Consider the following 24,777-nt stretch of genomic DNA (forward strand, 5'->3'; position numbering starts at 1 on the left):
TTTTTGCCTGAGGTTTTACTTGCGGGCTTTGAGAATCACGAATTTCGGCGTGGCCGCTACTTGCTCGACACCACGGAACAGCCGCGCCAGTTTGCTGTGATAACCCAGATGACGGTTGCCGACGATGTATAACGCACCGCCCACCACCAGCGCCTCGCGGGCTTGCTGGAACATGCGCCAGGCGAGGAAGTCGCCGACCACTTGCTGTTGATGGAACGGCGGATTGCACAGCACCACGTCCAGCGATTGCGGCTCTTGTCCGGCCAGACCATCGCCGGCCCGCACGATCACTTCTCGTGCGCCCAGTGCCGCCCGCCAGTTCTCGCCGGCCGATTGCACCGCCATGAACGATTCGTCGACCAGCGTGTAATGCGCGTCAAGGTTTTGCATGGCGCTGGCGATCGCCAATACGCCGTTGCCGCAGCCCAGGTCGGCGACCCGGGCCGAACCAAGGTTTTTCGGCAAGTGCGGGAGGAACGCGCGGGTGCCGATGTCCAGCCCTTCGCGGCAGAACACGTTGGCGTGGTTGAGCAACTCGATGGCCGGTTCGTCGAGCAGGTAACGCGACGGGTAGGGCGAGATCGTCGGGGCTTTTGCTTCAGGTGTGGCGATCAGCAAGCGGGCCTTCTTCACCGCCAGCGATGCCTGTACCGGGCCGATGTAGCGCTCCAGCAGGTCGCCAGCCGCCCGTGGCAAATGCTTGACCATCGCCGCAGCCACCACTTGCGCGCCCGGAGCCAGTTGACCTTGCAGGCGAATCAGTTGCTCTTCAAGCAACGCCAGGGTTTTCGGCACACGGATCAGCACCCGGTCGTAGGGGCCGACCAACGGCTCGCTGGCCGGTGTGCCGCGCACGGCATCAAAGGCCAGGCCATTGCGCACCAGGTTTTTCTCAAGGCCCTGAAAAGCCAGGAACGAGTCACCACTGCTGCTGACCTGAACCTTGCCCGCCAGGCTGGCCGCGAGGGCGCCGAAGCTGTCGTTGAGCACCAGTACCCGGGTATCCGCTGCCGGTTGCTCGGCGGCCAGATGATTGAGCAGGTATTCGTCGGCCGCATCGAAGGCTTGCAGCGGTTCATTCTGCTGTTCAGGCTGGCGGATCAGATCGAGTTGGGCAAAGGGCGTATCGAGCAAGGGCATGGGACGGGGACTCTGGGTAATCAACGGGTGGCCCGCGGCCCAGGTGAGCGTGCTGCGGAACCGTCCGAGTGGACCACGACGCCAAAGTTGCCGTCATCACTCAGGAAGGTCGCAAATGGTACTTTTTTTTGCGCTCGAATACTCGCAGGTTTTAGCGTTTACGGCGTGTCCAGCAGGCCGATGCGCGTGGCCGCAATGACTGCGGAAATCTTGTTGCACACATTCAACTTCGAAATCACGTTCTGCACGTGATAGTTCACAGTCCGTTCGCTGAGGCAAAGGATCCGCGAAATTTCATAAGCGGTCTTGCCGACGGCCGAAAGCTTCAGCACTTCCAGTTCCCGGGGTGAAAGCTTCGGTCGGGTGAGAGGGTCGCTGTGCCTGGGCAAGGTTCTGGCGAACAACTCGCTCAGATGGCCGGTTACGTAGAACATGTAACCGAAATGCTCGTACAGCTCGAGCGGGCTCAAAGGACCCTTTTTTCTGGCGAGGCTCAGCGTGGTGCAGAGCCCGGATGCTTCATGATGGAACGACTGTGACCAGCCGTGGCGCAAGCCATGTTCTTGCAAGGCCTGCCAGAGTTCTGGCGTTTGCGAGTACAGGTCTTCGTTCCACATCACCGGTAACATACAGTGATTGCAGTGTGCTATTACCGGATCAATCTTGCCGTAGCGTTCAAGTTCATACAGTTCGTTCCACTCTTGAGGGTAGTTGTTGATTTGCAAGGGGTTTAAGTTGTCGTTCCGATTATTCGAAGTCAACGAGATCGCGCAGAAATTAAAACCGATATTCTCAGCGAATCTCAAAAGGATCGGATAGGCAGTCTCTATCTCCTTTGCGAAAGTCAGTTGCTTCAGTTGCGACTCCTTCCACATTTCCATTACAAACTCCGTGAGGCTTTTCCTGGGAGTGCGGTTTGGATCCAAAGGATCCGGCACGAACCCGAGTGTAGGACGTTTCTTACGTGGTGTTCTGATCTTTTCGCTCTTGGCTGCTTTGAAAATTAAATAAAGGGTTATTAGTGGGGTTATTTATAAAATGTCATCCTTAATTCAAAAGCTGAGCTGTTCCAGTTAGTTAATATTCACAAGTGAAAATAAATTTAATTCTGAAATGCCGAGCGTACAACAGCACAAACTGTCGGTGTTTAAGCTGTTGATTTTGCGCGACACTGGGGGCATTCGTTGAATGGAGTGCCCCATGACCGCCAGCGCAGATAAGTTCACGGCCCAGACGTTGCTCGACGTGCAGCGCTTGACCCCCAGCCTGTTCACCCTGCGTACCACACGCGACGCCGGGTTTCGATTCAACGCCGGACAATTCGCCCGTCTCGGCGTGACCAAAGCCGACGGCAGTACCGTGTGGCGCGCCTACTCGATGGTCTCGTCGCCATTCGACGAGTTTCTCGAGTTCTTTTCCATCGTGGTGCCGGGGGGCGAGTTCACCAGCGAGCTGAGCCGCTTGCAGGTGGGGGATACCTTGCTGGTGGAGCGCCAGGCCTTTGGCTACCTGACACTGGACCGGTTTGTCGATGGTCGGGATCTGTGGCTGTTATCCACAGGCACCGGGGTCGCGCCGTTTCTGTCGATCCTGCAGGACTTCGAGGTCTGGGAGCGATTCGAGCGGATCATCCTGGTGTACAGCGTGCGTGAGGCACGGGAGCTGGCCTATCAGCCTTTGATTGCGGGGTTGGCCGAGCGTGATTACCTGGCAGGACATGCCCATAAACTGCGATTCATTCCCACGGTTACCCGCGAACAAATGCCTGGCGCCTTGCACGGTCGGATTACCAGCCTGATTGAAAACGGCGAGCTGGAACGGGCAGCCGGTGTTGAACTGACCCCTGAGCACTCGCGTGTCATGCTCTGCGGCAATCCACAGATGATCGATGACACTCGGGCACTGCTGAAAAAACGCCACATGAGCCTGAGCCTGTCGCGGCGGCCGGGGCAGGTAGCGGTGGAAAACTACTGGTAGAAAAACGGCGCCATCAGGCGCCGTTTTCATTCATGAGGCGGTCAAGGCCGGTTGTTCTGGGCCTTGAGCAGATCGCGAATCTCGCCGAGCAACTCTTCTTCCTTGGTCGGAACCGGTGGCAGGGAAGGGGCCACGGCTTCTTCGCGTTTCAGGCGGTTGATGGCTTTGACGCCCATGAAAATCGCGAAGGCGACGATCACGAAGTCCAGAATGCTCTGGATGAATTTACCGTAGGCCAATACCACGGCCGGGGCGCTGCCCTCGGCGGCTTTTAGCGTAACGGCCAGATCACTGAAGTCCACCCCACCGATCAGCAGGCCGATTGGCGGCATGATCACGTCGCCGACAAACGACGAAACGATTTTGCCGAAGGCGGCACCGATGATGATACCGACGGCCATGTCGACCACATTGCCTTTGACCGCGAAGGCCTTGAACTCACTTAGCACGCCCATAGGTTATTTCCTTGTTACAGATGAGGTTGGTGTACGCAGTGTAAATCAGCAAAACGCGTCCTGCGCGAAACACCTTCTTACAATGCCCGTTTTTATCGACACATGAATCCACGATTAGTTTGCAAAGTGCCACTAATCGCGCGCGAAATACGCCGTAAACCGCTGATCAGGAAGCCATTTTTTTCAATCGTCGAGTTGCGAACTTTCTATTTATGTTCACCGGCATAGCCCTCTAGCCTCTGGTTGGCGCACCTGGATGCGCCCAAAAAAACCAGAGGAACCTGATATGAATTCCACTCTTGGACTGGGGGCTTTTCCCCATCGCCGTACGCTCGGCGTACTGACCGCCAGCCTGCTGACTTTTTCCGTGAACGCCGCACCCCTGACCCGAGATAACGGCGCAGCGGTTGGCGACAATCAGAACTCGCAGACCGCCGGCGCCAACGGCCCGGTGTTGCTGCAGGATGTGCAACTGATCCAGAAGCTCCAGCGTTTCGACCGCGAGCGCATTCCCGAGCGCGTGGTGCATGCCCGCGGTACCGGTGCCCATGGCACCTTCACGGTGACCAATGATCTCAGCGACCTGAGCAAGGCCAAGGTGTTCGCTGCCGGCCAGGTCACGCCGGTGTTCGTGCGTTTCTCTGCGGTGGTGCATGGCAACCATTCCCCGGAAACCCTGCGCGATCCACGGGGTTTTGCCACCAAGTTCTACACCGCCGATGGCAACTGGGACCTGGTGGGCAACAACTTTCCGACCTTCTTCATCCGCGACGCAATCAAGTTTCCGGACATGGTTCACGCGTTCAAACCCGATCCGCGTACCAACCTGGACGATGACTCGCGTCGTTTCGACTTCTTCTCCCACGTACCGGAAGCCACGCGCACGCTGACCGAGTTGTATTCCAATTCGGGAACTCCAGCCAGTTATCGGGAAATGGACGGTAATGGTGTGCATGCCTACAAGTTGGTCAATGCCAAGGGCGAAGTGCACTACGTGAAGTTTCACTGGAAAAGTTTGCAAGGCATCAAAAATCTGACGCCCGAACAAGTTACAAAAGTTCAGGGGAAAGATTACAGTCATATGACTAATGATCTGGTCAGTCATATAAACAAGGGTGATTTCCCGAAGTGGGACTTGTACATCCAAGTGCTAAATCCGCAAGATTTGTCCAAGTTTGATTTCGATCCATTGGACGCTACCAAAATCTGGCCGAATGTTCCTGAGCGAAAAGTTGGACAAATGGTGTTGAACCGAAACCCAGCCAATGTGTTCCAGGAAACCGAACAAGTTGCGATGGCCCCGGCCAATGTTGTTCCGGGTATCGAACCTTCCGTAGATCGTCTGTTGCAAGGCCGGGTGTTCTCTTATGCCGATACGCAGATGTATCGTCTGGGTGCCAATGCCCTGCAGTTGCCGATCAACGCGCCCAAAGTTGCCGTCAACAACGGCAATCAGGACGGTGCGATGAACTTCGCTGCCACGCAGTCCGGGGTGAATTATCAGCCGAGCCGTCTGCAACCGCGTGATGAGCCACAAAATGCGCGCTACAGCCAAATGGCGCTGTCGGGCAGCACCCAGCAGGCGAAGATTCAGCGTGAGCAGAACTTCAAGCAGGCCGGTGATCTGTATCGCTCATTCAGCCAGCAGGAGCGTCAGGACCTGATCGCCAGCTTCGGCGGCTCGCTGGCCACCACCGATGACGAGAGCAAGCACATCATCCTGTCCTTCCTTTATAAGGCCGATCCGGAATACGGCAGCGGTGTGGCCAAAGTCGCCAACGGCGACCTGAGCCGGGTAAAGGCGCTGGCGGCGAAACTGGTCGACTGATCTCGACGCCATATCACGCGGGGCCTGACTCAGGCCCCGTTCTGCTCAAGGAGACGGCTGATGCGATTTTGTCTGTTATTGCTGCTCGGTTGCCTGTCATTTACAGCGCTGGCCGAACAGAACGCCGAGGCGATCAAGGCCCAGTTGCAGGATTACTATTTCGATGCCGCCCGGCGTGGTGATGTGCCGATGCTCGAAACCTTTATCGAGTCCGGCTATTCCCTCGATACCCGCGACAGCAAGGGTTACACCGCTTTGATTCTGGCGGCGTATCACGGCCAGGGCGCGGCAGTTGATCGGTTACTGGCGGCGGGCGCAGATGCCTGCGCGCAGGATCAACGTGGCAACACGGCGCTGATGGGCGCGATTTTCAAAGGCGAGATGCAGATTGCCAGACGGTTGATGGCCACTGATTGCAGCCTCGATCAGCGCAATGGCGCCGGACAAACCGCTGCGATGTACGCCGGGTTGTTCAAGCGTGTCGAACTGCTCGACGCACTCAAGGCCAAGGGTGCCGACCTCAATGCCGAAGACCCGCTGGGCAACAGTGCCGCGCGTCTGGCCAACGGCGAAATCCGCACCGCCGCGCCGCGCTGAGCGGTGGCTGCGTTATCATCGCGGTTTTTGCCGGGGGATCCAGATGGCCAAGGCCAAGCGCATGTACGGCTGCACCGAGTGCGGCGCAACCTTTCCCAAGTGGGCGGGCCAGTGCGGCGAGTGCGGCGCCTGGAACACCCTGACCGAAACCATGATCGAAAGCGGCGGGGCCACGGCGCCCACCGGGCGTACCGGTTGGGCCGGGCAGCAGGCGCAGATCAAGACCCTGGCCGAAGTCAGCATCGAGGAGATTCCGCGTTTCTCCACCGCGTCCGGTGAGCTGGATAGGGTCTTGGGTGGCGGTCTGGTCGACGGTTCAGTGGTGCTGATCGGTGGTGATCCGGGCATCGGCAAGTCGACGATTCTGTTGCAGACCCTGTGCAACCTCGCCAAGAGCATGCCGGCGCTGTACGTCACCGGCGAAGAGTCCCAGCAGCAAGTGGCCATGCGCGCCCGACGTTTAGGGCTGCCTCAGGATCAATTGCGGGTCATGACCGAAACCTGCATCGAAACCATCATCGCCACGGCCCGCCAGGAAAAACCCAAGGTGATGGTGATCGACTCGATCCAGACCATTTTCACCGAACAGCTGCAATCGGCGCCGGGTGGTGTATCACAAGTGCGCGAGAGTGCGGCGTTGCTGGTGCGGTATGCCAAGCAAAGCGGTACGGCGATTTTCCTCGTCGGTCATGTCACCAAGGAAGGCGCGTTGGCAGGCCCAAGGGTTCTCGAACACATGGTCGACACCGTGCTGTATTTCGAAGGCGAGTCCGATGGGCGTTTGCGTCTGTTGCGGGCGGTGAAGAACCGTTTCGGTGCGGTCAACGAACTCGGCGTGTTCGGCATGACCGACAAGGGCCTGAAAGAAGTCTCCAACCCTTCGGCGATTTTTCTGACTCGCGCTCAGGAAGAAGTCCCGGGCAGTGTGGTCATGGCCACGTGGGAGGGCACCCGGCCGATGCTGGTGGAAGTGCAGGCGCTGGTCGATGACAGCCATCTGGCGAACCCACGGCGGGTAACTCTGGGGCTGGATCAGAATCGTCTGGCGATGTTGCTCGCCGTACTGCACCGCCACGGCGGCATTCCGACCCACGATCAGGACGTGTTCCTCAACGTGGTCGGCGGGGTGAAGGTGCTGGAAACCGCGTCCGACCTGGCGTTGATGGCGGCGGTGATGTCGAGCCTGCGCAACCGGCCGTTGCCGCATGATCTGCTGGTGTTTGGCGAAGTCGGTTTGTCCGGTGAAGTGCGTCCGGTGCCGAGCGGTCAGGAGCGCTTGAAGGAAGCGGCCAAGCATGGCTTCAAACGCGCGATCGTGCCCAAGGGCAACGCGCCGAAGGAAGCGCCGCCGGGGTTGCAGATCATTGCCGTGACCCGGTTGGAGCAGGCGCTCGACGCATTGTTCGAGTAACCGCTTACGCTCTCTCCAGCCGCAACTACTGCCCATTCCGCGAAAATAATCTGTGGCGAGGGAGCTTGCTCCCGCTGGACTGCGCAGCAGTCCCTTGCTTTTTTAGTGAAGAGCAGGGGCCGCTTCGCGACCCAGCGGGAGCAAGCTCCCTCGCCACGGTGGCAGCGTCACCCTTACCTGAGCAGCATTATTTTAGATTTCGATCAAGGCACCCAATTCGCGCTCAAGCTCGGTTTCATCCGCCAGATTCAGCTCGATCAACCGCCGCAAGCGCTGGATCGATTCCAGGCTGATATGCCGGCATTCAAACCCCAGTTGCCCGTGATCCTCGTGGGCCAGATGCACATCCATCTGAATATTCACGTCATCGCTCAGATGAATGTCGACGAAGAAATCCTGCTCCTTGTCCCCCAGCCACGGCTGCGGCTTCTCGATCAGCAAGCCCTTGAGCGACAGGTCGATCAACTTCACCGGCCAGATGAAGTGGCCCTGACTCAGCTCGGTTTTGGCATCGAACGCAATACGTTTGAAGCGACGGCGATTGGCTGGGTGTTCGCTCATGGCGCAATCCTCGGAAGAGTTCGCTGACTATAGACCCGACCGGCGGGTGGCGGCCAATCGACAAGGCGTCTAGACCAACGTCGGGGTATGGCCTTTGGCGCCGTAAGCGCTAAACTCGGGGTGGCTGTCTTTCTTGTCCACCCTGGCTGGAATAATAAAATGAAAAATAATAATAGCCTGCTACGCCACTTACCCTGGCTAGTGCTGGCAATCGTAGGAGCGTGCGCCCTGGGCGTAGTGGCATTGCGCCGAGGAGAGGCGATCAACGCCTTGTGGATCGTGGTCGCGGCAGTGGCCATTTATCTGGTTGCGTACCGTTACTACAGCCTGTTCATCGCAAACAATGTGATGCAACTCGATCCGCGTCGGGCCACCCCCGCCGTGCTCAACAACGACGGTCTGGACTACGTGCCGACCAACAAACACATTCTGTTCGGTCACCACTTCGCGGCCATTGCCGGCGCAGGCCCGCTGGTCGGCCCGGTATTGGCGGCGCAGATGGGCTATCTGCCCGGTACGCTGTGGCTGATTGCCGGGGTGGTGCTGGCGGGCGCGGTGCAGGACTTCATGGTTCTGTTCATGTCGACCCGGCGCAACGGCCGTTCCCTGGGCGACATGGTGCGCGAAGAAATGGGCCGCATTCCCGGCACCATCGCCCTGTTCGGCTGCTTCCTGATCATGATCATCATCCTCGCGGTGCTGGCGCTGATCGTGGTCAAGGCACTGGCGGAGAGCCCATGGGGCATCTTCACCGTGATGGCGACCATCCCGATCGCGATGTTCATGGGCATTTACATGCGCTACATCCGTCCGGGCCGCATTGGCGAGATCTCGGTCATCGGTGTGTTGCTGCTGCTCGGTTCGATCTGGCTCGGTGGGCAGATTGCCGCTGATCCGGTGTGGGCCAAGGCCTTCAGCTTCACCGGTGTGCAAATCACCTGGATGCTGATCGGTTACGGCTTCGTTGCCGCCGTGCTGCCGGTGTGGCTGATTCTGGCACCGCGCGACTACCTGTCGACGTTCCTCAAGATCGGTACCATCATCGCCCTGGCGATCGGCATTCTGGTAACCATGCCCGAGCTGAAAATGCCGGCGCTGACCCAGTTCGTCGACGGCACCGGGCCGGTGTGGAAGGGCGGTCTGTTCCCGTTCCTGTTCATCACCATCGCCTGCGGTGCGGTGTCCGGTTTCCACGCGTTGATCGCGTCGGGTACCACGCCGAAGCTGCTGGATAACGAAACCAACGCGCGTTACATCGGTTACGGCGGCATGCTCATGGAATCGTTCGTCGCGATCATGGCGATGGTTGCCGCTTCGGTGATCGAGCCGGGCGTGTACTTCGCCATGAACAGCCCGGCCGCCGTGGTCGGTGGTGACGTGGCATCGGTGGCGCAAATGGTCAGCAGTTGGGGCTTCGCGATCACGCCGGAGGCGCTGCAAGCAGTGGCGCATGACATCGGTGAAACCACCATCCTCGCCCGTGCCGGCGGTGCGCCGACCCTGGCGGTCGGTATCGCGCAGATCCTGCACAGTGTCCTGCCGGGTGAAAACACCATGGCGTTCTGGTACCACTTTGCGATCCTGTTCGAAGCGCTGTTCATCCTGACCGCTGTGGACGCCGGTACCCGTGCCGGGCGTTTCATGCTGCAGGACCTGCTCGGCTCCTTCGTGCCGGCGCTGAAACGTACCGAATCGTGGACCGCCAACCTGATCGCCACCGCCGGTTGTGTGGCGATGTGGGGCTGGTTGCTGTATCAAGGCGTGATCGATCCACTGGGCGGCATCAACACCCTGTGGCCACTGTTCGGTATCTCCAACCAGATGCTGGCCGGTATCGCGCTGATGCTCGGCACCGTGGTCCTGATCAAGATGAAGCGTCAGCGCTACATCTGGGTGACCCTGCTGCCAGCCGCCTGGCTGCTGATCTGCACCACCACTGCAGGCTTCATCAAGCTGTTCGACGCCAACCCGGCGATCGGCTTCCTGTCGCTGGCCAAGAAGTACAGCGATGCCCTGGCCGCCGGACAAATCATCGCGCCGGCCAAGAGCATCGATCAGATGCAGCACGTGATCTTCAACGCCTACACCAACGCAACGCTTACCGCGCTGTTCCTGTTCGTGGTGTTCAGCATCCTGTTCTATGCGCTCAAGGTCGGCATCGCCGCCTGGGGCAAAAAAGAGCGTACGGATAAAGAATCGCCATTCCAGGCCCTGCCGGACGCGTAACCAGAGGATTGCACCATGTTCAATGACCTGAGTCGCCTCGGTAAATACCTCGGTCAGGCCGCACGCCTGATGGTCGGCATGCCCGACTACGACACCTACGTCGAGCATATGCAAACCAAACACCCGGACAAACCGGTGATGAGCTACGAGATGTTCTTCCGCGAACGTCAGGAAGCGCGTTACGGTGGCAAGGGTGGGCCGAAGTGCTGTTGAGCTGACAGCCTGCGGTTGATGCAATCCCCCCTGTGGGAGCGAGCCTGCTCGCGAATACGGAGTGTCAGTTGATGAATGATTTGACTGACACACCGCTTTCGCGAGCGAGCCCGCTCCCACATTTGTTTTGTGTTTCTTTCAGGAGATCGTGTTTTGTCTTCTCCCATACCCGTAACGGTACTCAGCGGTTTCCTCGGTGCCGGCAAGACCACCTTGCTGCGCCATCTGCTTAAAGCCGAGCACGGCCTGAAAATCGCCGTGATCGAAAACGAATTCAGCGACGCCGGCATCGACACCCAGTTGCTTGGCGACGAACCGGTGCAAGTCATGACGTTGGCCAACGGCTGCGTCTGCTGCACCATCCACACCGATTTGACCAAGGCCCTGTACCTGCTGCTCGAACGCCTGGACAGCGGTGAAATTGCCTTCGATCGGCTGGTGATCGAGTGCACCGGTCTGGCCGACCCGGCCCCGGTAGCGCAGACCTTTTTTATCGACGAAGAACTGCGCGAACGCTATCTGCTCGACGGCATCATCACCCTGGTGGATGCGGCTCACGCCGACCAGCACCTGACCCAGACCATCGCCCAGGCGCAGATCGGTTTCGCCGACCGCCTGCTGGTGAGCAAGACCGATCTGGTGGATGAGGCCGCGTTCACCGCGTTGAGCGAACGCCTGACGCGGATCAATCGTCGCGCGCCGATCCGCGTGGTCGAGCATGGCAACATCGATCTGGCGGAACTGCTCGACGTGCGTGGCTTCAACCTCAATGCCGACCTCGGCGGCGGGGTGAGCCTGCGTCCGGTGAGCAAGGCGCCGTCCATCGACCGCATCTCCAGCTTGGTGCTGCGCACTGACCAGCCGCTGGATATCGATCGGCTCAGCGAATTCATGAATGAGCTGCTGGAAGAACACGGCAAGCAGTTGTTGCGCTACAAGGGCGTGTTGAACATCGCAGGCGAGGATCGGCGGCTGGTGTTTCAGGGCGTACTGAAACTCTACGGTTTCGACTGGGACACTGAGTGGACCGAGGGTGAGGCGCGGGAAAGTGTGATTGTGTTTATTGCCGATGATTTGCCGGAAGAGAAGATTCGGGCGGGGTTTGCCAAAGTGACTTCTGCCTGATGGGTCTTCGGCGCCAGGGCTGACGCCTTCGCGAGCAAGCCCGCTCCCACAGTGAATTGCATTCCTCCTGACAGAATGCGGCCTACTGTGGGAGCGGGCTTGCTCGCGAAGGCGATCTAACCGGCGACACGATGCTCAAGGGCTGTACCCAGCAAAGTCTGCTCAAGATGATCCAGGTGTTGATTCATCAGTCGCTCAGCCATGGACACATCCCCAGACGCGACCGCCTCGACAATCGCCAGATGCTCCTGCCACGCGCAGCAACCCGGCGTCGATCCATCACGCCGCGCAATCGCCAGCGACGTCAACGGCACCAGGCTGCCAAGGAAATGCGCCAACGGTGCATTGCCCGCCATTTGCGCCAACTGCAGATGAAACTCGCCGGACAACCGAATCGCCGCCGCACGCCGCTCTTGAACCACGGCCAGGCGTTCGCGTTCGACCAGTGCACGCAAGCGTTTCAAACCCTCGACTGATGCATTCTGACAAGCCAGGCGCACCAGTGTCGCTTCGGTCAGGCGCCGCGCATGCAGGGTCTGTCGGGTCTGCTCGGCATCCGGTGCGGCCACCCGTGGCCGATGATTGGCGCGCAGCACAATCACCTGCTCGTGGGACAACTGCGTCAGCACCCGGCGCACATCGGCGCGGCTGACCCCGAACATCTGCTTGAGACTGTCTTCGGTGAAGCGGCTGGCCGGATCGATTCGCTGGTCCAGAATCGCGTCGAACAGCCGCGGGTACAGATCATCTGCCGGCGTGCGCAGGCGGGAGAAGGGCAAGGGTGCCGACATCTGACGAGTGTGCGGCGACGTGGCAAGGCTGTTCATGGCCGGTCTCCAGTGTGAAGAAAGTCAGTTGCTGAGGTGGTCATCCGGAATGTTCAACTCAATGCCCATGCGCTGACCTTCGCGCAGAATGTGCCGGCGCATTTCGGCGCTGGCCTGGGCGCTGTTCTTGCTGCGGATCGCGCGCACCACCGCTTCGTTTTCTTCCAGGCGCTCGGCCAGATGCTCAGGTGAATTGCGCAGCACTTCGGCGCTTTGCTTGAGCGCGTTGCTGGTCTGCTGCACCACGCTCTGAAAGATCGGGTTCGAGGTCAGGGTGAACAGCTCTTCGTGGAAGGCGATGTAGGCACTGACCCCGGCTTCGCTGTCGCCCGCTTCAAGGGCTTCGCGCATGTCCATCAGGGTCAGGCGCAATTGCCCGACTTCCTTGCTGCTGATCGACTGCGCGACCAGCCCGACGATGAACGGCTCAAGGGTGTAACGCAGTTGCAGCACGTCTTCGAGGCTGGCGCCGGCCACCGCGCTGTCGTGGCTCTGGCTGTCGCTGAGTTGGGCGTCGAGCACTACCACGCCTTTGCCCGGCATCGAGCGCACCAGGCCAAGGGTTTCCAGAACGATCACCGCTTCGCGCAGGCTCGGACGGCTGATGCCCAGTTGTTCGGCCAGTTCACGCTGACCCGGCAGCATGTCGCCGGAGCGCCACTGACCGCGGGCGAGGGCGGCGCGCAGTTTTTCTACGACTGAGTTGACGACGGTTGATGTGGTTATCACTTGTCTAGCTCCGTAAGCCCATAGGGGATGCCGCAAACGAGATCAAAAGATCGCAGCCTGCGGCAGCTCCTACAGGGTTGAAAATCAGAACTCTTGCTGGTGCGCCGGAGTTCCGGTTTTACGCGGTTGAAAGGTGTAGCCCTGCTGACCGCTGAGTACTTTGTTTGCGCGTTGCACATCGATGTCCTTTTCCCAACGGGCGATGGCCACGGTGGCGACGCAGTTGCCGATCAGGTTGGTCAGCGCCCGGCCAATGCCCATGAACCAGTCCACCGCCAGCACCAGCACCAGCCCGACCACCGGAATCGCCGGGATCGCCGTCAGCGTCGCCGCGAGAATCACCAGCGCCGAGCCGGGAATGCCGTGGGCGCCTTTCGAAGTGATCAGCGACACCAGCAGAATCGTCAACAGGTCGGTCATCGCCAACGGCGTGCCGGTGGCGTTGGCGATGAACACGATGGCCAGGGTCAGGTAGATCGAAAAGCCGTCGAGGTTGAACGAGTAACCGGTGGGGATCACCAGCCCGACGGTCGAGCTGCCGATGCCCAGGTGTTCCAGTTTGCGCATGATCTGTGGCAGCACGGCGTCGGAAGAAGCGGTGCCCATGACGATCAGCAATTCTTCACGCAGGTACTTGAGCAGTGGCCACAGGCGCAGACCGGACGCACGCATCACCAGTCCTAGAATCACGCTGACGAATGCCATGCAGGTCAGGTAGAACAAGCCCACCAGACTGCCCAGGTGTTGCAGTGAATCGAGGCCGTATTTGCTGGTGGTGAAGGCGATGGCGCCGAAAACGCCGATCGGTGCCAGACGCACGATCATGCCCATGATCCGGAAAATCACATGGCTCAATTCGTTGATCAGCCGCGAGATCCCGGAAGCCGCTTCACCCACCAGATTCAGCGCACTGCCGAACAGCACCGAGAACAGCAGCACCTGGAGGATGTTGTTGTCGGCGAAGGCACCGATCACCGAGGTCGGGATCAGGTCCATCAGGAACTGCGTGGTGGTGTGCATGTGCTGGCCGCGTTCGGCGATATCGCCCATGTCGGCGGCGGACAACTGCTCCAGATGGATATTCGCGCCGCTGCCGATTCCGGTGCTGAAAGCGAACACCAGACCGATCACCAGGGCGATGGTGGTCAGCACTTCAAAGTAGATCACCGACTTGAGGCCGATGCGCCCGACCTTCTTCAGATCGCCCGCGCCACTGATGCCGCTGACCACCACGCAGAACACGATCAGGCCGATGAGCATCTTGATCAGTTTGATGAAGCCGTCGCCCAACGGTTTGAGCTGGGCGGAATATTCGGGAAGGGTCAGCCCGCAGATGATGCCGAGCACCAGTCCGAGAACCACTTGGAGGAAGATTGAACGCGAGCACCATCTGAGCATGGGAGGAATCCTGGTCGGTGTCCTGGCTGCCGTGTGCGGGGCACATCAGATTCAGGACTTAATTATTGTGGTCTTACCGGTATGTCCAGTGCAGGCGCAGTCTACGCTCGGTTTTTTCGGGATGACAAGTGAAAATCGCTAAATTGGCATGACCGGTCTGACCAGTGGCCAGAGATCAAAAGATCGCAGCCTTCGGCAGCTCCTACAGGTGAGCGCATTCCAAATGTAGGAGCTGCCGAAGGCTGCGATCTTTTGATCTTTCCGACGGGCGAAAAAAAAGGTTCTTCACGGAATCCCGGGAAACACAGAAACAAGAACGCCGATTTGATTGATGATGTTCGTGCGAGCAAACACATCTAACAAACCGGCGTTCTTATGCGCGATATTAATACTTTCCTTCCTTTTTGGGAGGGCTTTTCTGTTGTCACGATCAAGCCTGATGGCGACGCGCTTCAGATCGACCTGATTCCCCACGCCACCCGATTCCCTTCCTGTAGCGGCTGCCAAAAAACCTGTTCAACCACGCATGAGTATTGCGAGCGAACCGTCCGCGATTTACCGATTCTCGGCCGTGCGGTGCGCCTCAGCGTGTTGCTCAGGCGTGTTGTCTGTCGTGACTGTGGTAAACGTATGGAGGCCGTCAGTTGGCTGGACCGCTATGCCCGCATGACGCGGCGTTTGGCCGAGGCGGTCATTCAGGCCTGCGAACGCCTCCCCACACTGCATGTGGCTCAACTGTTCGGGTTGCATTGGGACACCGTTCGGTTGCTGGAGCGTCGAGCCTTGCAAGCGGCGTTGAGCGTTTTGCCAAAGGCGCAACCGCGACGTCTGGTGATGGACGAATTCGCCCTGTTCAAAGGTCATCGTTACGCCAGCGTGGTGCTGGATGCGGATACACGCCGCGTGCTGTGGATCGGTGAAGGCCGCAGCCGAGCAGCGGTCAGGCCTTTCTTCGAAGAATTGGGGCCAGAGGGTTGCGCTCGCATCGAAGCGGTGGCGATGGACATGAACACCGCTTTTGACCTGGAGGTTCGTCAGCACTGTCCCAACGCGCGAGTGGTCTACGACCTCTTCCATGTGGTGGCCAAATATGGCCGAGAGGTGATTGATCGGGTTCGCGTCGACGAGGCTAACCGGTTGCGTCACGACAAGCCGGCCCGCAAGGTTATCAAGCAGGCGCGATGGCTGTTGCTGCGCAATCCGCAGAACTTGAAAACGCCGGAACAACAGGTCCGCCTGGAGGATCTGCTGGCGGCCAACCAAGCGTTGATGACGGTCTATTTGATGAAGGCTGAACTCAAAACACTCTGGACTCCGAGTACTGCCTGGGGTTGGCGAGCGGCCTGGAAGCAATGGCTGCGCCATGCGCATGAAAGCGAAATTCCAGCTCTGATCCAGTTCGCCACACGGCTAAAGGGTTACTGGCGGGGCATCGTGAGCCGGGTTCGCTGGCCGATGCACACCGGTCAGTTGGAAGGAATAAACAATCGAATAAAGGTCATCAAGCGGATGGCGTACGGTTACCGGGATAGCGAATTCTTTTTCATGAAGATCAAGAGCGTCTTTCCCGGTAATCCGTGAAGAACCAAAAAAAACCGGCCATCGCTGGCCGGTTTTTCATGCTGCGGATTTAACGTCGCGATTACGCGCCGTACACCGGCAGTTTCTTGCAGATGGCTTTGACTTTCTCGCGAACGGCGTCGATCACCGCTTCGTTGTTCAGATCAGCCAGGATGTCGCAGATCCAGCCGGCCAGCTCTTTGCACTCGGCTTCCTTGAAGCCGCGAGTGGTCACAGCCGGGGTGCCGAAGCGCAGGCCGGAAGTGACGAACGGCGAGCGTGGGTCGTTAGGCACGGAGTTCTTGTTCACGGTGATGAACGCTTTGCCCAGAGCGGCGTCGGCGTCTTTACCGGAGATGTCCTGCTTGATCAGCGACAGCAGGAACAGGTGGTTCTTGGTGCCACCGGAAACTACGTCGAAACCGCGCTCGATGAACACTTCGGCCATGGCCTGGGCGTTCTTCACCACTTGTTCCTGGTAAGCCTTGAACTCAGGCTGCAGCGCTTCCTTGAAGCAGATCGCTTTAGCGGCGATCACGTGCTCCAGCGGGCCACCCTGGGCGCCCGGGAATACTGCGGAGTTCAGCTTCTTCTCGATCTCGGCGTTGGCGCGCGCCAGGATCAGACCGCCACGAGGACCGCGCAGGGTCTTGTGCGTGGTGGTGGTGACCACGTCAGCGAATGGCACCGGGTTCGGGTAGACGCCAGCGGCGACCAGACCGGCCACGTGCGCCATGTCGACGAACAGGTAGGCACCGACCTTGTCAGCGATGGCGCGGAAGCGCGGGAAGTCGAGGATCTGCGAGTAGGCAGAGAAACCGGCCACGATCATTTTCGGCTTGTGCTCAACCGCCAGACGCTCGACTTCGTCGTAGTCGATCAGGCCGTTGGCGTCGATGCCGTACTGCACGGCGTTGTACAGCTTGCCGGAGGAGGAAACGCTGGCACCGTGAGTCAGGTGACCACCGTGGGCCAGGCTCATGCCCAGAATGGTGTCGCCACCTTGCAGCAGGGCCAGGTAGACAGCGGCGTTGGCTTGCGAACCGGCGTGCGGCTGAACGTTGGCGTAATCGGCGCCGAACAGCTCTTTGGCGCGGTCGATGGCCAGTTGTTCAACAACGTCGACGTACTCGCAACCACCGTAGTAGCGCTTGCCCGGGTAGCCTTCGGCGTACTTGTTGGTCAGTACCGAGCCTTGAGCTTCCATCACCGCAGGGCTGGTGTAGTTTTCCGAAGCGATCAGCTCAATGTGCTCTTCCTGGCGCTGAGCTTCTTGCTCCATGGCGGCAAAGAGATCGGCGTCGTACTTGGCAATAGTCAAATCACGGCTGAACATGGCGGTCCTCAAGGATCGGGGGCAGAAAAGGGGGGCATTCTAACCCAATGGGTTTTGGATGGCATATGAAACGACATCATGTCGCAGACAAGTGGCGTTCATGACAGATGTGCGGTGCTTTTGCTGGCCTCTTCGCGAGCAGGCTCGCTCCCACAGTAATCGAGGCAGGCCTGAGATATTGTGATCGACATCAATCCCTGTGGGAGCGAGCCTGCTCGCGAAGGGCGCGCCGCAGATCTTCAGTCGAACATGAAGAGGGCGTCGTTACTGAACTGCGCCTCGAACCGGCTCGCCGGCATCGGTCGTCCGAACAGGTAACCCTGCACTTCATCGCAACCGTGCTCGCGCAGGAAGTCCAGTTGCTCATGGGTTTCCACGCCTTCGGCGATCACCGCCAGATTGAGGCTGTGGGCCATGGCGATGATCGCGCGGGCGATTTGCGCGTCCTGCTCGCCGGACGGCAGGCCGTCGACGAAGGTGCGGTCGATCTTCAGCACGTCGATCGGGAATTGCTTGAGGTAGTTCAGCGACGAATAACCGGTGCCGAAGTCATCGACCGCGATGCTCAGGCCGAGGTTCTTCAGCCCGGCGAGGATCTGCATCGCCTCGCTGACTTCGCGCATCAGGATACTTTCGGTCAGCTCCAGCTCCAGACACGCCGGTGGCAGCCCGGTTTCGCGCAGGATGGTGGCGATGCGCGTGCCGAGCTGGCCGTCGGAGAACTGCCGCGCCGAGATGTTCACCGAGACCTTCGGCACGCGCACGCGGTTCTGGTGCCAGGTCTTGAGCTGACGGCAGGCTTCGCTGATCACCCAGTCGCCAACGTCGACCACCAGACCCAGCTCTTCCAGCACCGGAATGAAATCCCCCGGCGGCACCAGTCCACGACGCGGATGACGCCAACGCAGCAGCGCTTCGGCGCCGGTCAGGCGTTTGCCGTCGCCGCTGAACTGCGGCTGGTAATACAGGACGAATTCGTTCTGCTCCAGCGCATGGCGCAGGTCGCTTTCCAGCTCCAGACGTTCCAGCGCACTGGCGTTCATGTCGGCCTGATAGAACTGGAAGTTGTTCTTGCCGCGTTCCTTGGCGTGGTACATCGCGGTGTCGGCGTTCTTCATCAACTGGCTGAGTTCGTTACCGTCCTGCGGACTCAGGGCGATACCGATACTGGCGGTGACGAAGAACTCGCGGCCTTCCAGCACAAACGGTCGCACCAGACTGGCGAGAATCTGCTCGGCCACGTGAATCGCCCGGTTCAGCGCCATTTCGCGGCTGGAGCGGTGTTGCAGGAGCAAGGTGAACTCGTCGCCGCCCATGCGCGCCACGGTGTCGTCATCGTCGACGCAGGCCAGCAGCCGCGTGGCCATGTCTTTCAACATGCGGTCGCCAGCAGCATGGCCGAGCGAGTCGTTGATCGGCTTGAAGCGGTCGAGATCGAGGAACATCAGCACCACCCACGACTTCTGCCGTTCGGCCGATTGCAGTGCAGTGTGCAGGCGATCCTGGAACAGTGTGCGGTTCGGCAGGTGGGTCAGGGCGTCGTAGTAGGCGAGGCGGTGGATGCGTTGCTCGCTGGCCTTGCGCTCGCTGATGTCGCTGAAGAAACACACGTAACTGGCGAGGTCGCCTTCATCGTCGAGTACCGCCGTGATGCCGACCCACGCCGGGTAATGCTCGCCGTTGCGGCGCTTGAGCCAGACTTCGCCTTCCCAGGTGCTGTGCTGGTGCAATTGCTTGAGCACATAGCGCAGGTGCGCGTCCTGTTGCTCGTCGACGGTGAGCATGTTCGGCAACTGATCGAGCACTTCCGATACCGCGTAACCGCTGACCCGGCTGAACGCTTCGTTGGCCTGCACGATGTAACCGGCGGGGTCGGTGATCAGAATCGCCGAAGTCGAGTGCTCGAATACCGTGGCCGCCATGCGCAGGTCTTTCTCGGCGCGGCGTTGCTGGCTGATGTCGCGGCCGACACCGAGCACGCCTTCGAACGCGCCGTGTTCGTCCCACACCAGCACCAGACGCAGCTCGATCGGGATCTTGCGGCCGTCGGCGCGCAGGCAGTCGAACAGGAACATCTGGGTCTGCACCTGGTTGCGCAACACTGCCAGTTGTTCAGGTTTGTCGAGCGCTTTGCTGACCCGATCCATCAAGGAGTAGATGCCGCTCAGTTGCTGCGGGTTGGCGATGGTCGATTGCCAGCCGTTCTGGAAAATCCACTCGGCGTCGTAACCCAGTACCGCTTGCACTGACGGGCTGACGTAGTTCAGCGACAGCTTGCTGTCGGTGGAGAAGATCACGTCGCTGATGCTTTCGGCGAGCATGCGGTAGCGTTGTTCGCTGTCACGCAGGGATTCACTGGCCTCGATCTGCTCGGTGATGTCCTTGGCCACGCCGATGATCCGCGTGACCTGATCGTGCTTGTCGCGGGCCAGTGCCTGTTCGCGGATGTCGAAGCGCCGCCACTCGCCATCGCGATGTCGGAAACGCAGTTGGCATTGCAACAACTGGCTGTAACCGGCGTGACGCTGCATCTGCCGCGAGCGATGGTAGTAGTCGGCGTCCTCCGGGTGCAGGAGGATTTCCCAGAAGTACTCGCCCATCTGATGCAGTTCGGTGCGGTTGTAGCCGAGGGTCTGGCCGAGGTGGTGGTTGCTGAAAATCATCCGCTGGCTGATCACGTCCTGCACATACAGATGATCCGGCACGGTGCGCACCACGTCCGACCAGAAGCCTTCGCGTTCCAGCAGCGACAGCTCGATCAGCTTGCGGCTGGTGATGTCGTTGATGCTCAGGATCACCGCTTTATAGTCGTGCTGTTCTTCAGGCAGGCGCAGGACCATCCACAGGTGCTGATCGCGACCATTGATGTCCGGCAATTTGATTTCCAGTTCCAGCTGTTTTTGTTGCTGCAGAACGGCGTCGAGCACCTGGTTGCCGATGGCGCACTGGCTGTGCGGATGACCGTCGATCAGCAACTGCCAGGCGTGCTCGCAGGAATTGACATTGAGCAGTTGCAGCGCCACCTGATTGACCTCGGTGACGCGCAGTTCTTGCAGCAGTTGCTGGCGCTGGGCCGGCTGGTCGAGCCAGGCCTTGAGCTGGTCGCTGGTCTGGATCTGCGCCTTGTCGAACACCTGCTTGAGGCCGGACAGGTCGAGCACGCACAACGCCACGCCAGTGCCTTCGAAAATGTCCTGATAGCGCCGGCGACCTTCATGCAACTGGCGCTGACGGCGACGCATGTTCAGCAGCGCGATCACCGGCAGCATCGAGAACGCCAGACCCAGCAGGCATTTGCCGATGAACGCCGGTAGCAGTTCTTCGAGCACGCGCTGGCGGTCGAACAGCCCGCGCAACTGCCAGTCGCTGCTGCTCAGCGGCACGGTGAGCACGGTGTTGGCCATGTCGTCCGGACTCAGCACGCCGGGCCTGGCTGAGGACAGCGCTTCGTCGCGGCTGATGATCTGATGATTGAGACGGTTTTCCACCAGCCACAACGGGCGGATGCCGGTTTCGCCCTGCTTGGTCAGCGAGTCGAAGAAGGTCGGGGTCAGGCGCAAAACCCAGTAGCCGCGCGTGCTGCCGCTGGCCTGATGCAATAACAGATGCACCACCGAGCCGTCGTCGGCGTTGCTGAAGTAATGCGCCTGGGCGCGGCTACGGCGCACCAGTTCACCAAGGTAATCGGCGTCGTGGCTGTCGCTGGCGCTGTCGTTGATGATTTTCCCGGACGGGCTGAGCAGGGCCAGACTGCGCAGGTCGGGCAGCGATTGCTGGAGCTTGCGCAGCAGTGCCTGCTGTTCGTCGGACGACTGCGGTTGTTCGACGATCGGTAACAGGTTGAGGGCGATCTGCGCATTCAGCGACATGTTCAAGCTGACCTGCGAGGCGAGGTCGGCGGTGTAGTCGATGGTGTACTGGCGCTGGTTTTTCTGGGTCTCGCGCAGTTGATCGAGCAACTGCCAGAACAGCAATGCCAGCAGCAAAAGTACCAGCGTCGCCAATGCACCCTTCAGTGTTCCGCGCAGGGGCGAGCCGGTCCCCGGATTGGACGCGCTCACAGAAGCTGGCGGGGTAACGTTGGACAAGCTGTAATCCTGCGGTTTGGCTGGACTGGCGCGACGTGCACTATAAGCCGGACGCCCGAAGGGCGGCTAGCATGCCTTGAGTTGTGGCGAAGTGCCAGCCCCACTCGGCTGGACTGCCTTCCGTCATTAAGGTAGCTTTGCCGGTTACGCGGGAGCGTTCCAGCTCCTAGACTCAGACTTTTTCCGCGCGCACGCATTGATGGCCATCAAGTGGTCTAGTGAACGACGCGCATCGGTCTGGCCGGGCATCGCCTGCGCTCCAATCATTCATCTGTCACTGACCCAAGGTTCTCCATGGCTCAATACACCTATCTGCCCTATTAGTTTTTAGTCACGTTTTTGCGCCGCAGGCGAGCCCGCATCATCATTGGTTTTTAAGCCTCTCCCGCATTTATTTCCTCTCAGTTCTGTCTCGGAACAGAATTTCTGGTTAGCTTTTACCGGCCTTCGAACAAATTTAGGTCCAAAACTTAACTTTTCTGTGAGTGCTCCGGCGGTAAGTTTTTTCAAGCATCGCCAAGCATCGCTCCCGCGACGTGATTGAAAAAATCTAGCCGTGCAGGTGAGTGATAATGAACGTCTAGGTTACCGTTTTGGACGCCGTGACCGATTACGAGAAGCTGCCGCTGGAAGTGTTGGATAACGTGAACAGGAGCCGCACGTTTTTGAGGATGCTGACGGAGTGGGACAAAGTAATATCGACGCTCCTGTCTGACCTTCTTGCGCGCAGTTATTATTTGCTCAGGTTAGATTTCAGACGGCTGTGGCAGAAGGCTTGAAGGAGAGTTGGCCTGCGATGCGGTAGAGCTTCTCGACGGTGATATTGACCTCGCCACGTTCGATTCGCCCAACGTAGCTGCGGTCGATATTGCATGCCAGCGCCAAAGCATCTTGGGAAATCCGGCAGGCCTTCCTCTGCACTCGGATGCGTTTCCCTAACGCTTTCGCCAATTTATCCATGACCGTATCAATTCAACTTGAGGCGGCACTATCGTGCTTTTGCGGACACACGGGATACGGATTATAATCCGCATTTCTTTTGCGCTAACTCTTCTGGTGCCTCAATGAAATCGGCCTAGTTTATCTTCGACAGGCGAGTTGAATCGCCCCGGGTTTTCTAGACACTCTCCAAGCTCGCTGTGTAGCGCTTTTCAAACTCTACCGGTGACAGCTGATTGTTGAAACTGTGACGTCGTTTTGGGTTGTAAAACATCTCGATGTAATCGAACACATTACCACGAGCATCTTGCCGTGTGGTGTAGATTTTTCTCTTGATTCGTTCGCGTTTCAGCAGCTGGAAAAAACTCTAAGCTACGGCGTTGTCGTGACAGTTACCTCGACGGCTCGTGCTGGCGATAAGGTTGTTGGCCTTTAAAAGGCTGCGCCAGTCAGAGTTGCTGTATTGGCTGCCCTGATCAGAGTGAACCATTACTTCTTGCTTCGGCTTACGCCTCCACACTGCCATCAGCAGTGCATCAATGGCCAAGTCGCTAGTCATTTGTGACTTCATTGACCAGCCAACGACTTGGCGTGAAAACAGATCGAGCGCCACGGCCAAATACAGGCAGCCTTCATAGGTTCGGATGTAGGTGATGTCGGTGACCCAGACTTTGTTGGGTTCTCTGACATCGAACTGGCGCTTCAGTAAGTTTGGTGAGGCAACCGCTGGTTTACCACCAGATTTTCCTGGTCGCCGCCGACACCCTGTTTGAGAACGCAAACCTTCAAAGCGCATTAACCTAGCCACCCGGTGGCGGCCACAGCTCTCACCAACTTCGTGCAGGTCATCATGGATCTTGCGATAACCATAAACACCACCGCTTTCCAACCAGAAATGCTTGATCAAACCGAGCAGTCGTTGATCCTCCTTGGCGCGCGCAGATTTTGGTTCGGATAGCCAAGCGTAGTAGCCGCTATTATGAACCTTCAGCGTCAGGCAAAGCCGTCGAATGGCGTAGTCACCGGAAAGCTGCTTAATAAAGGCGTACTTCAGCCGAACTCCTTGGCAAAGTACGCGGCGGCCTTTTTTAGGTTCATCACGGATTACCGGGAAAGACGCTCTTGATCTTCATGAAAAAGAATTCGCTATCCCGGTAACCGTACGCCATCCGCTTGATGACCTTTATTCGATTGTTTATTCCTTCCAACTGACCGGTGTGCATCGGCCAGCGAACCCGGCTCACGATGCCCCGCCAGTAACCCTTTAGCCGTGTGGCGAACTGGATCAGAGCTGGAATTTCGCTTTCATGCGCATGGCGCAGCCATTGCTTCCAGGCTGATCTCCAGCCCCAGGCGGTACTTGGCGTCCAGAGCGTTTTGAGTTCAGCCTTCATCAAATAGACCGTCATCAACGCTTGGTTGGCCGCCAGCAAATCCTCCAGGCGGACCTGTTGTTCCGGCGTTTTCAAGTTCTGCGGATTGCGCAGCAACAGCCATCGCGCCTGCTTGATAACCTTGCGCGCAGGCTTGTCGTGACGCAACCGGTTAGCCTCGTCGACGCGAACCCGATCAATCACCTCTCGGCCATATTTGGCCACCACATGGAAGAGGTCGTAGACCACTCGCGCGTTGGGACAGTGCTGACGAACCTCCAGGTCAAAAGCGGTGTTCATGTCCATCGCCACCGCTTCGATGCGAGCGCAACCCTCTGGCCCCAATTCTTCGAAGAAAGGCCTGACCGCTGCTCGGCTGCGGCCTTCACCGATCCACAGCACGCGACGTGTATCCGCATCCAGCACCACGCTGGCGTAACGATGACCTTTGAACAGGGCGAACTCGTCCATCACCAGACCTCGCGGTTGTGCCTTTGGCAAAACGCTCAACGCCGCTTGCAAAGCTCGACGCTCCAGCAACCGAACGGTGTCCCAATGCAGCCCAAACAGTTGAGCCACATGCAGTGTGGGGAGGCGTTCGCAGGCCTGAATGACCGCCTCGGCCAAACGCCGCGTCATGCGGGCATAGCGGTCCAGCCAACTGACGGCCTCCATACGTTTACCACAGTCACGACAGACAACACGCCTGAGCAACACGCTGAGGCGCACCGCACGGCCGAGAATCGGTAAATCGCGGACGGTTCGCTCGCAATACTCATGCGTGGTTGAACAGGTTTTTTGGCAGCCGCTACAGGAAGGGAATCGGGTGGCGTGGGGAATCAGGTCGATCTGAAGCGCGTCGCCATCAGGCTTGATCGTGACAACAGAAAAGCCCTCCCAAAACGGAAGGAAAGTATTAATATCGCGCATAAGAACGCCGGTTTGTTAGATGTGTTTGCTCGCACGAACATCATCAATCAAATCGGCGTTCTTG

At 58.9% G+C, this 24,777-nt stretch carries 19 protein-coding genes and 1 pseudogene; 8 read left to right on the forward strand and 12 right to left on the reverse strand.

Annotated elements, in window-relative coordinates; genetic code table 11:
* Positions 1 to 15: 15 nt before the first annotated feature.
* Both JFU48_RS11265 and JFU48_RS11270 read right to left on the reverse strand, forming a co-directional pair.
* A complete protein-coding gene (locus JFU48_RS11265) occupies positions 16 to 1,140 on the reverse strand; it encodes a methyltransferase (RefSeq protein WP_201136526.1) in 1,125 nt (374 codons plus the stop codon).
* A gap of 158 nt (positions 1,141 to 1,298) precedes the next feature.
* Complete coding sequence (locus JFU48_RS11270) at positions 1,299 to 2,021, reverse strand: autoinducer binding domain-containing protein (protein WP_201136527.1); 723 nt, start codon at positions 2,019 to 2,021, stop codon at positions 1,299 to 1,301.
* Between the two features lie 319 nt (positions 2,022 to 2,340).
* Between JFU48_RS11270 and JFU48_RS11275 the strand changes: the two genes are divergently transcribed.
* Positions 2,341 to 3,117 (forward strand): ferredoxin--NADP reductase, encoded by a 777-nt coding sequence (locus tag JFU48_RS11275; RefSeq protein WP_201136528.1) that lies wholly within the window; start codon positions 2,341 to 2,343, stop codon positions 3,115 to 3,117.
* A 41-nt stretch (positions 3,118 to 3,158) separates the two neighbouring features.
* On the opposite strand, the gene mscL is transcribed toward JFU48_RS11275, so the two are convergent.
* Positions 3,159 to 3,572, reverse strand: coding sequence for a large-conductance mechanosensitive channel protein MscL (gene mscL, locus JFU48_RS11280; RefSeq protein WP_003228412.1), 414 nt, complete (start codon positions 3,570 to 3,572; stop codon positions 3,159 to 3,161).
* Positions 3,573 to 3,858: 286 nt separating this feature from the next.
* Here mscL and katB point away from each other — a divergent pair, with 286 nt between their 5' ends.
* From katB to radA, 3 genes are read left to right on the forward strand one after another with little or no spacing between them, the layout of a single operon-like run.
* Entirely contained in the window at positions 3,859 to 5,400 is a 1,542-nt protein-coding gene (gene katB, locus JFU48_RS11285) for a catalase KatB (RefSeq protein WP_201136529.1), read from the forward strand.
* A 60-nt stretch (positions 5,401 to 5,460) separates the two neighbouring features.
* Positions 5,461 to 5,997, forward strand: a complete 537-nt coding sequence (locus JFU48_RS11290; RefSeq protein ID WP_201136530.1) for an ankyrin repeat domain-containing protein — start codon at positions 5,461 to 5,463, stop codon at positions 5,995 to 5,997.
* A 43-nt stretch (positions 5,998 to 6,040) separates the two neighbouring features.
* Positions 6,041 to 7,408: a DNA repair protein RadA gene (radA, locus tag JFU48_RS11295; RefSeq protein WP_007963764.1), complete on the forward strand. Its 1,368-nt coding sequence runs from the start codon at positions 6,041 to 6,043 to the stop codon at positions 7,406 to 7,408.
* Positions 7,409 to 7,600: 192 nt separating this feature from the next.
* Here radA and JFU48_RS11300 read toward each other — a convergent pair whose 3' ends face one another.
* On the reverse strand, positions 7,601 to 7,969 hold the full coding sequence (locus JFU48_RS11300; RefSeq protein WP_103485423.1) for a PilZ domain-containing protein: 369 nt from the start codon (positions 7,967 to 7,969) through the stop codon (positions 7,601 to 7,603).
* Between the two features lie 159 nt (positions 7,970 to 8,128).
* Between JFU48_RS11300 and JFU48_RS11305 the strand changes: the two genes are divergently transcribed.
* From JFU48_RS11305 to yjiA, 3 genes are all read left to right on the forward strand, one after another.
* The gene (locus JFU48_RS11305) at positions 8,129 to 10,195 is read left to right on the forward strand and encodes a carbon starvation CstA family protein (RefSeq protein WP_003228403.1); all 2,067 of its coding nucleotides are present in this window, start codon (positions 8,129 to 8,131) and stop codon (positions 10,193 to 10,195) included.
* Positions 10,196 to 10,210: 15 nt separating this feature from the next.
* The gene (locus tag JFU48_RS11310) at positions 10,211 to 10,408 is read left to right on the forward strand and encodes a YbdD/YjiX family protein (protein ID WP_003228401.1); all 198 of its coding nucleotides are present in this window, start codon (positions 10,211 to 10,213) and stop codon (positions 10,406 to 10,408) included.
* A 153-nt stretch (positions 10,409 to 10,561) separates the two neighbouring features.
* Positions 10,562 to 11,533: a GTPase gene (yjiA, locus tag JFU48_RS11315; protein WP_103485422.1), complete on the forward strand. Its 972-nt coding sequence runs from the start codon at positions 10,562 to 10,564 to the stop codon at positions 11,531 to 11,533.
* A gap of 116 nt (positions 11,534 to 11,649) precedes the next feature.
* Here the strand turns inward: yjiA and JFU48_RS11320 are convergent, their stop codons facing one another.
* From JFU48_RS11320 to JFU48_RS11330, 3 genes are all read right to left on the reverse strand, one after another.
* The gene (locus JFU48_RS11320; RefSeq protein WP_201136531.1) at positions 11,650 to 12,360 is read right to left on the reverse strand and encodes a GntR family transcriptional regulator; all 711 of its coding nucleotides are present in this window, start codon (positions 12,358 to 12,360) and stop codon (positions 11,650 to 11,652) included.
* A gap of 24 nt (positions 12,361 to 12,384) precedes the next feature.
* On the reverse strand, positions 12,385 to 13,089 hold the full coding sequence (locus tag JFU48_RS11325; RefSeq protein ID WP_045122643.1) for a FadR/GntR family transcriptional regulator: 705 nt from the start codon (positions 13,087 to 13,089) through the stop codon (positions 12,385 to 12,387).
* An 84-nt stretch (positions 13,090 to 13,173) separates the two neighbouring features.
* Positions 13,174 to 14,487: a C4-dicarboxylate transporter DctA gene (locus tag JFU48_RS11330; protein WP_003228396.1), complete on the reverse strand. Its 1,314-nt coding sequence runs from the start codon at positions 14,485 to 14,487 to the stop codon at positions 13,174 to 13,176.
* 375 nt (positions 14,488 to 14,862) lie between these two features.
* Here JFU48_RS11330 and JFU48_RS11335 point away from each other — a divergent pair, with 375 nt between their 5' ends.
* Entirely contained in the window at positions 14,863 to 16,068 is a 1,206-nt protein-coding gene (locus JFU48_RS11335) for an ISL3 family transposase (RefSeq protein ID WP_201135813.1), read from the forward strand.
* A 61-nt stretch (positions 16,069 to 16,129) separates the two neighbouring features.
* Here JFU48_RS11335 and glyA read toward each other — a convergent pair whose 3' ends face one another.
* The 5 genes and pseudogenes from glyA to JFU48_RS11360 form a co-directional block, all read right to left on the reverse strand.
* Positions 16,130 to 17,383: a serine hydroxymethyltransferase gene (gene glyA, locus JFU48_RS11340; RefSeq protein WP_003228394.1), complete on the reverse strand. Its 1,254-nt coding sequence runs from the start codon at positions 17,381 to 17,383 to the stop codon at positions 16,130 to 16,132.
* A 239-nt stretch (positions 17,384 to 17,622) separates the two neighbouring features.
* Entirely contained in the window at positions 17,623 to 21,471 is a 3,849-nt protein-coding gene (gene morA, locus JFU48_RS11345; protein ID WP_103485420.1) for a cyclic di-GMP receptor MorA, read from the reverse strand.
* A gap of 753 nt (positions 21,472 to 22,224) precedes the next feature.
* Complete coding sequence (locus JFU48_RS11350) at positions 22,225 to 22,431, reverse strand: helix-turn-helix domain-containing protein (protein WP_446739766.1); 207 nt, start codon at positions 22,429 to 22,431, stop codon at positions 22,225 to 22,227.
* Positions 22,432 to 22,588: 157 nt separating this feature from the next.
* Positions 22,589 to 23,512: pseudogene (locus tag JFU48_RS11355) on the reverse strand (IS3 family transposase); the annotation flags it as partial.
* Positions 23,508 to 24,713, reverse strand: coding sequence for an ISL3 family transposase (locus JFU48_RS11360; protein WP_201136532.1), 1,206 nt, complete (start codon positions 24,711 to 24,713; stop codon positions 23,508 to 23,510). The gene JFU48_RS11360 and the pseudogene JFU48_RS11355, both read right to left, overlap by 5 nt.
* Between the last annotated feature and the right edge of the window lie 64 nt (positions 24,714 to 24,777).

Origin of the sequence: Pseudomonas sp. TH49, assembly GCF_016650625.1 — a bacterium.
GTDB classification, from domain to species: domain Bacteria; phylum Pseudomonadota; class Gammaproteobacteria; order Pseudomonadales; family Pseudomonadaceae; genus Aquipseudomonas; species Aquipseudomonas fluorescens_H.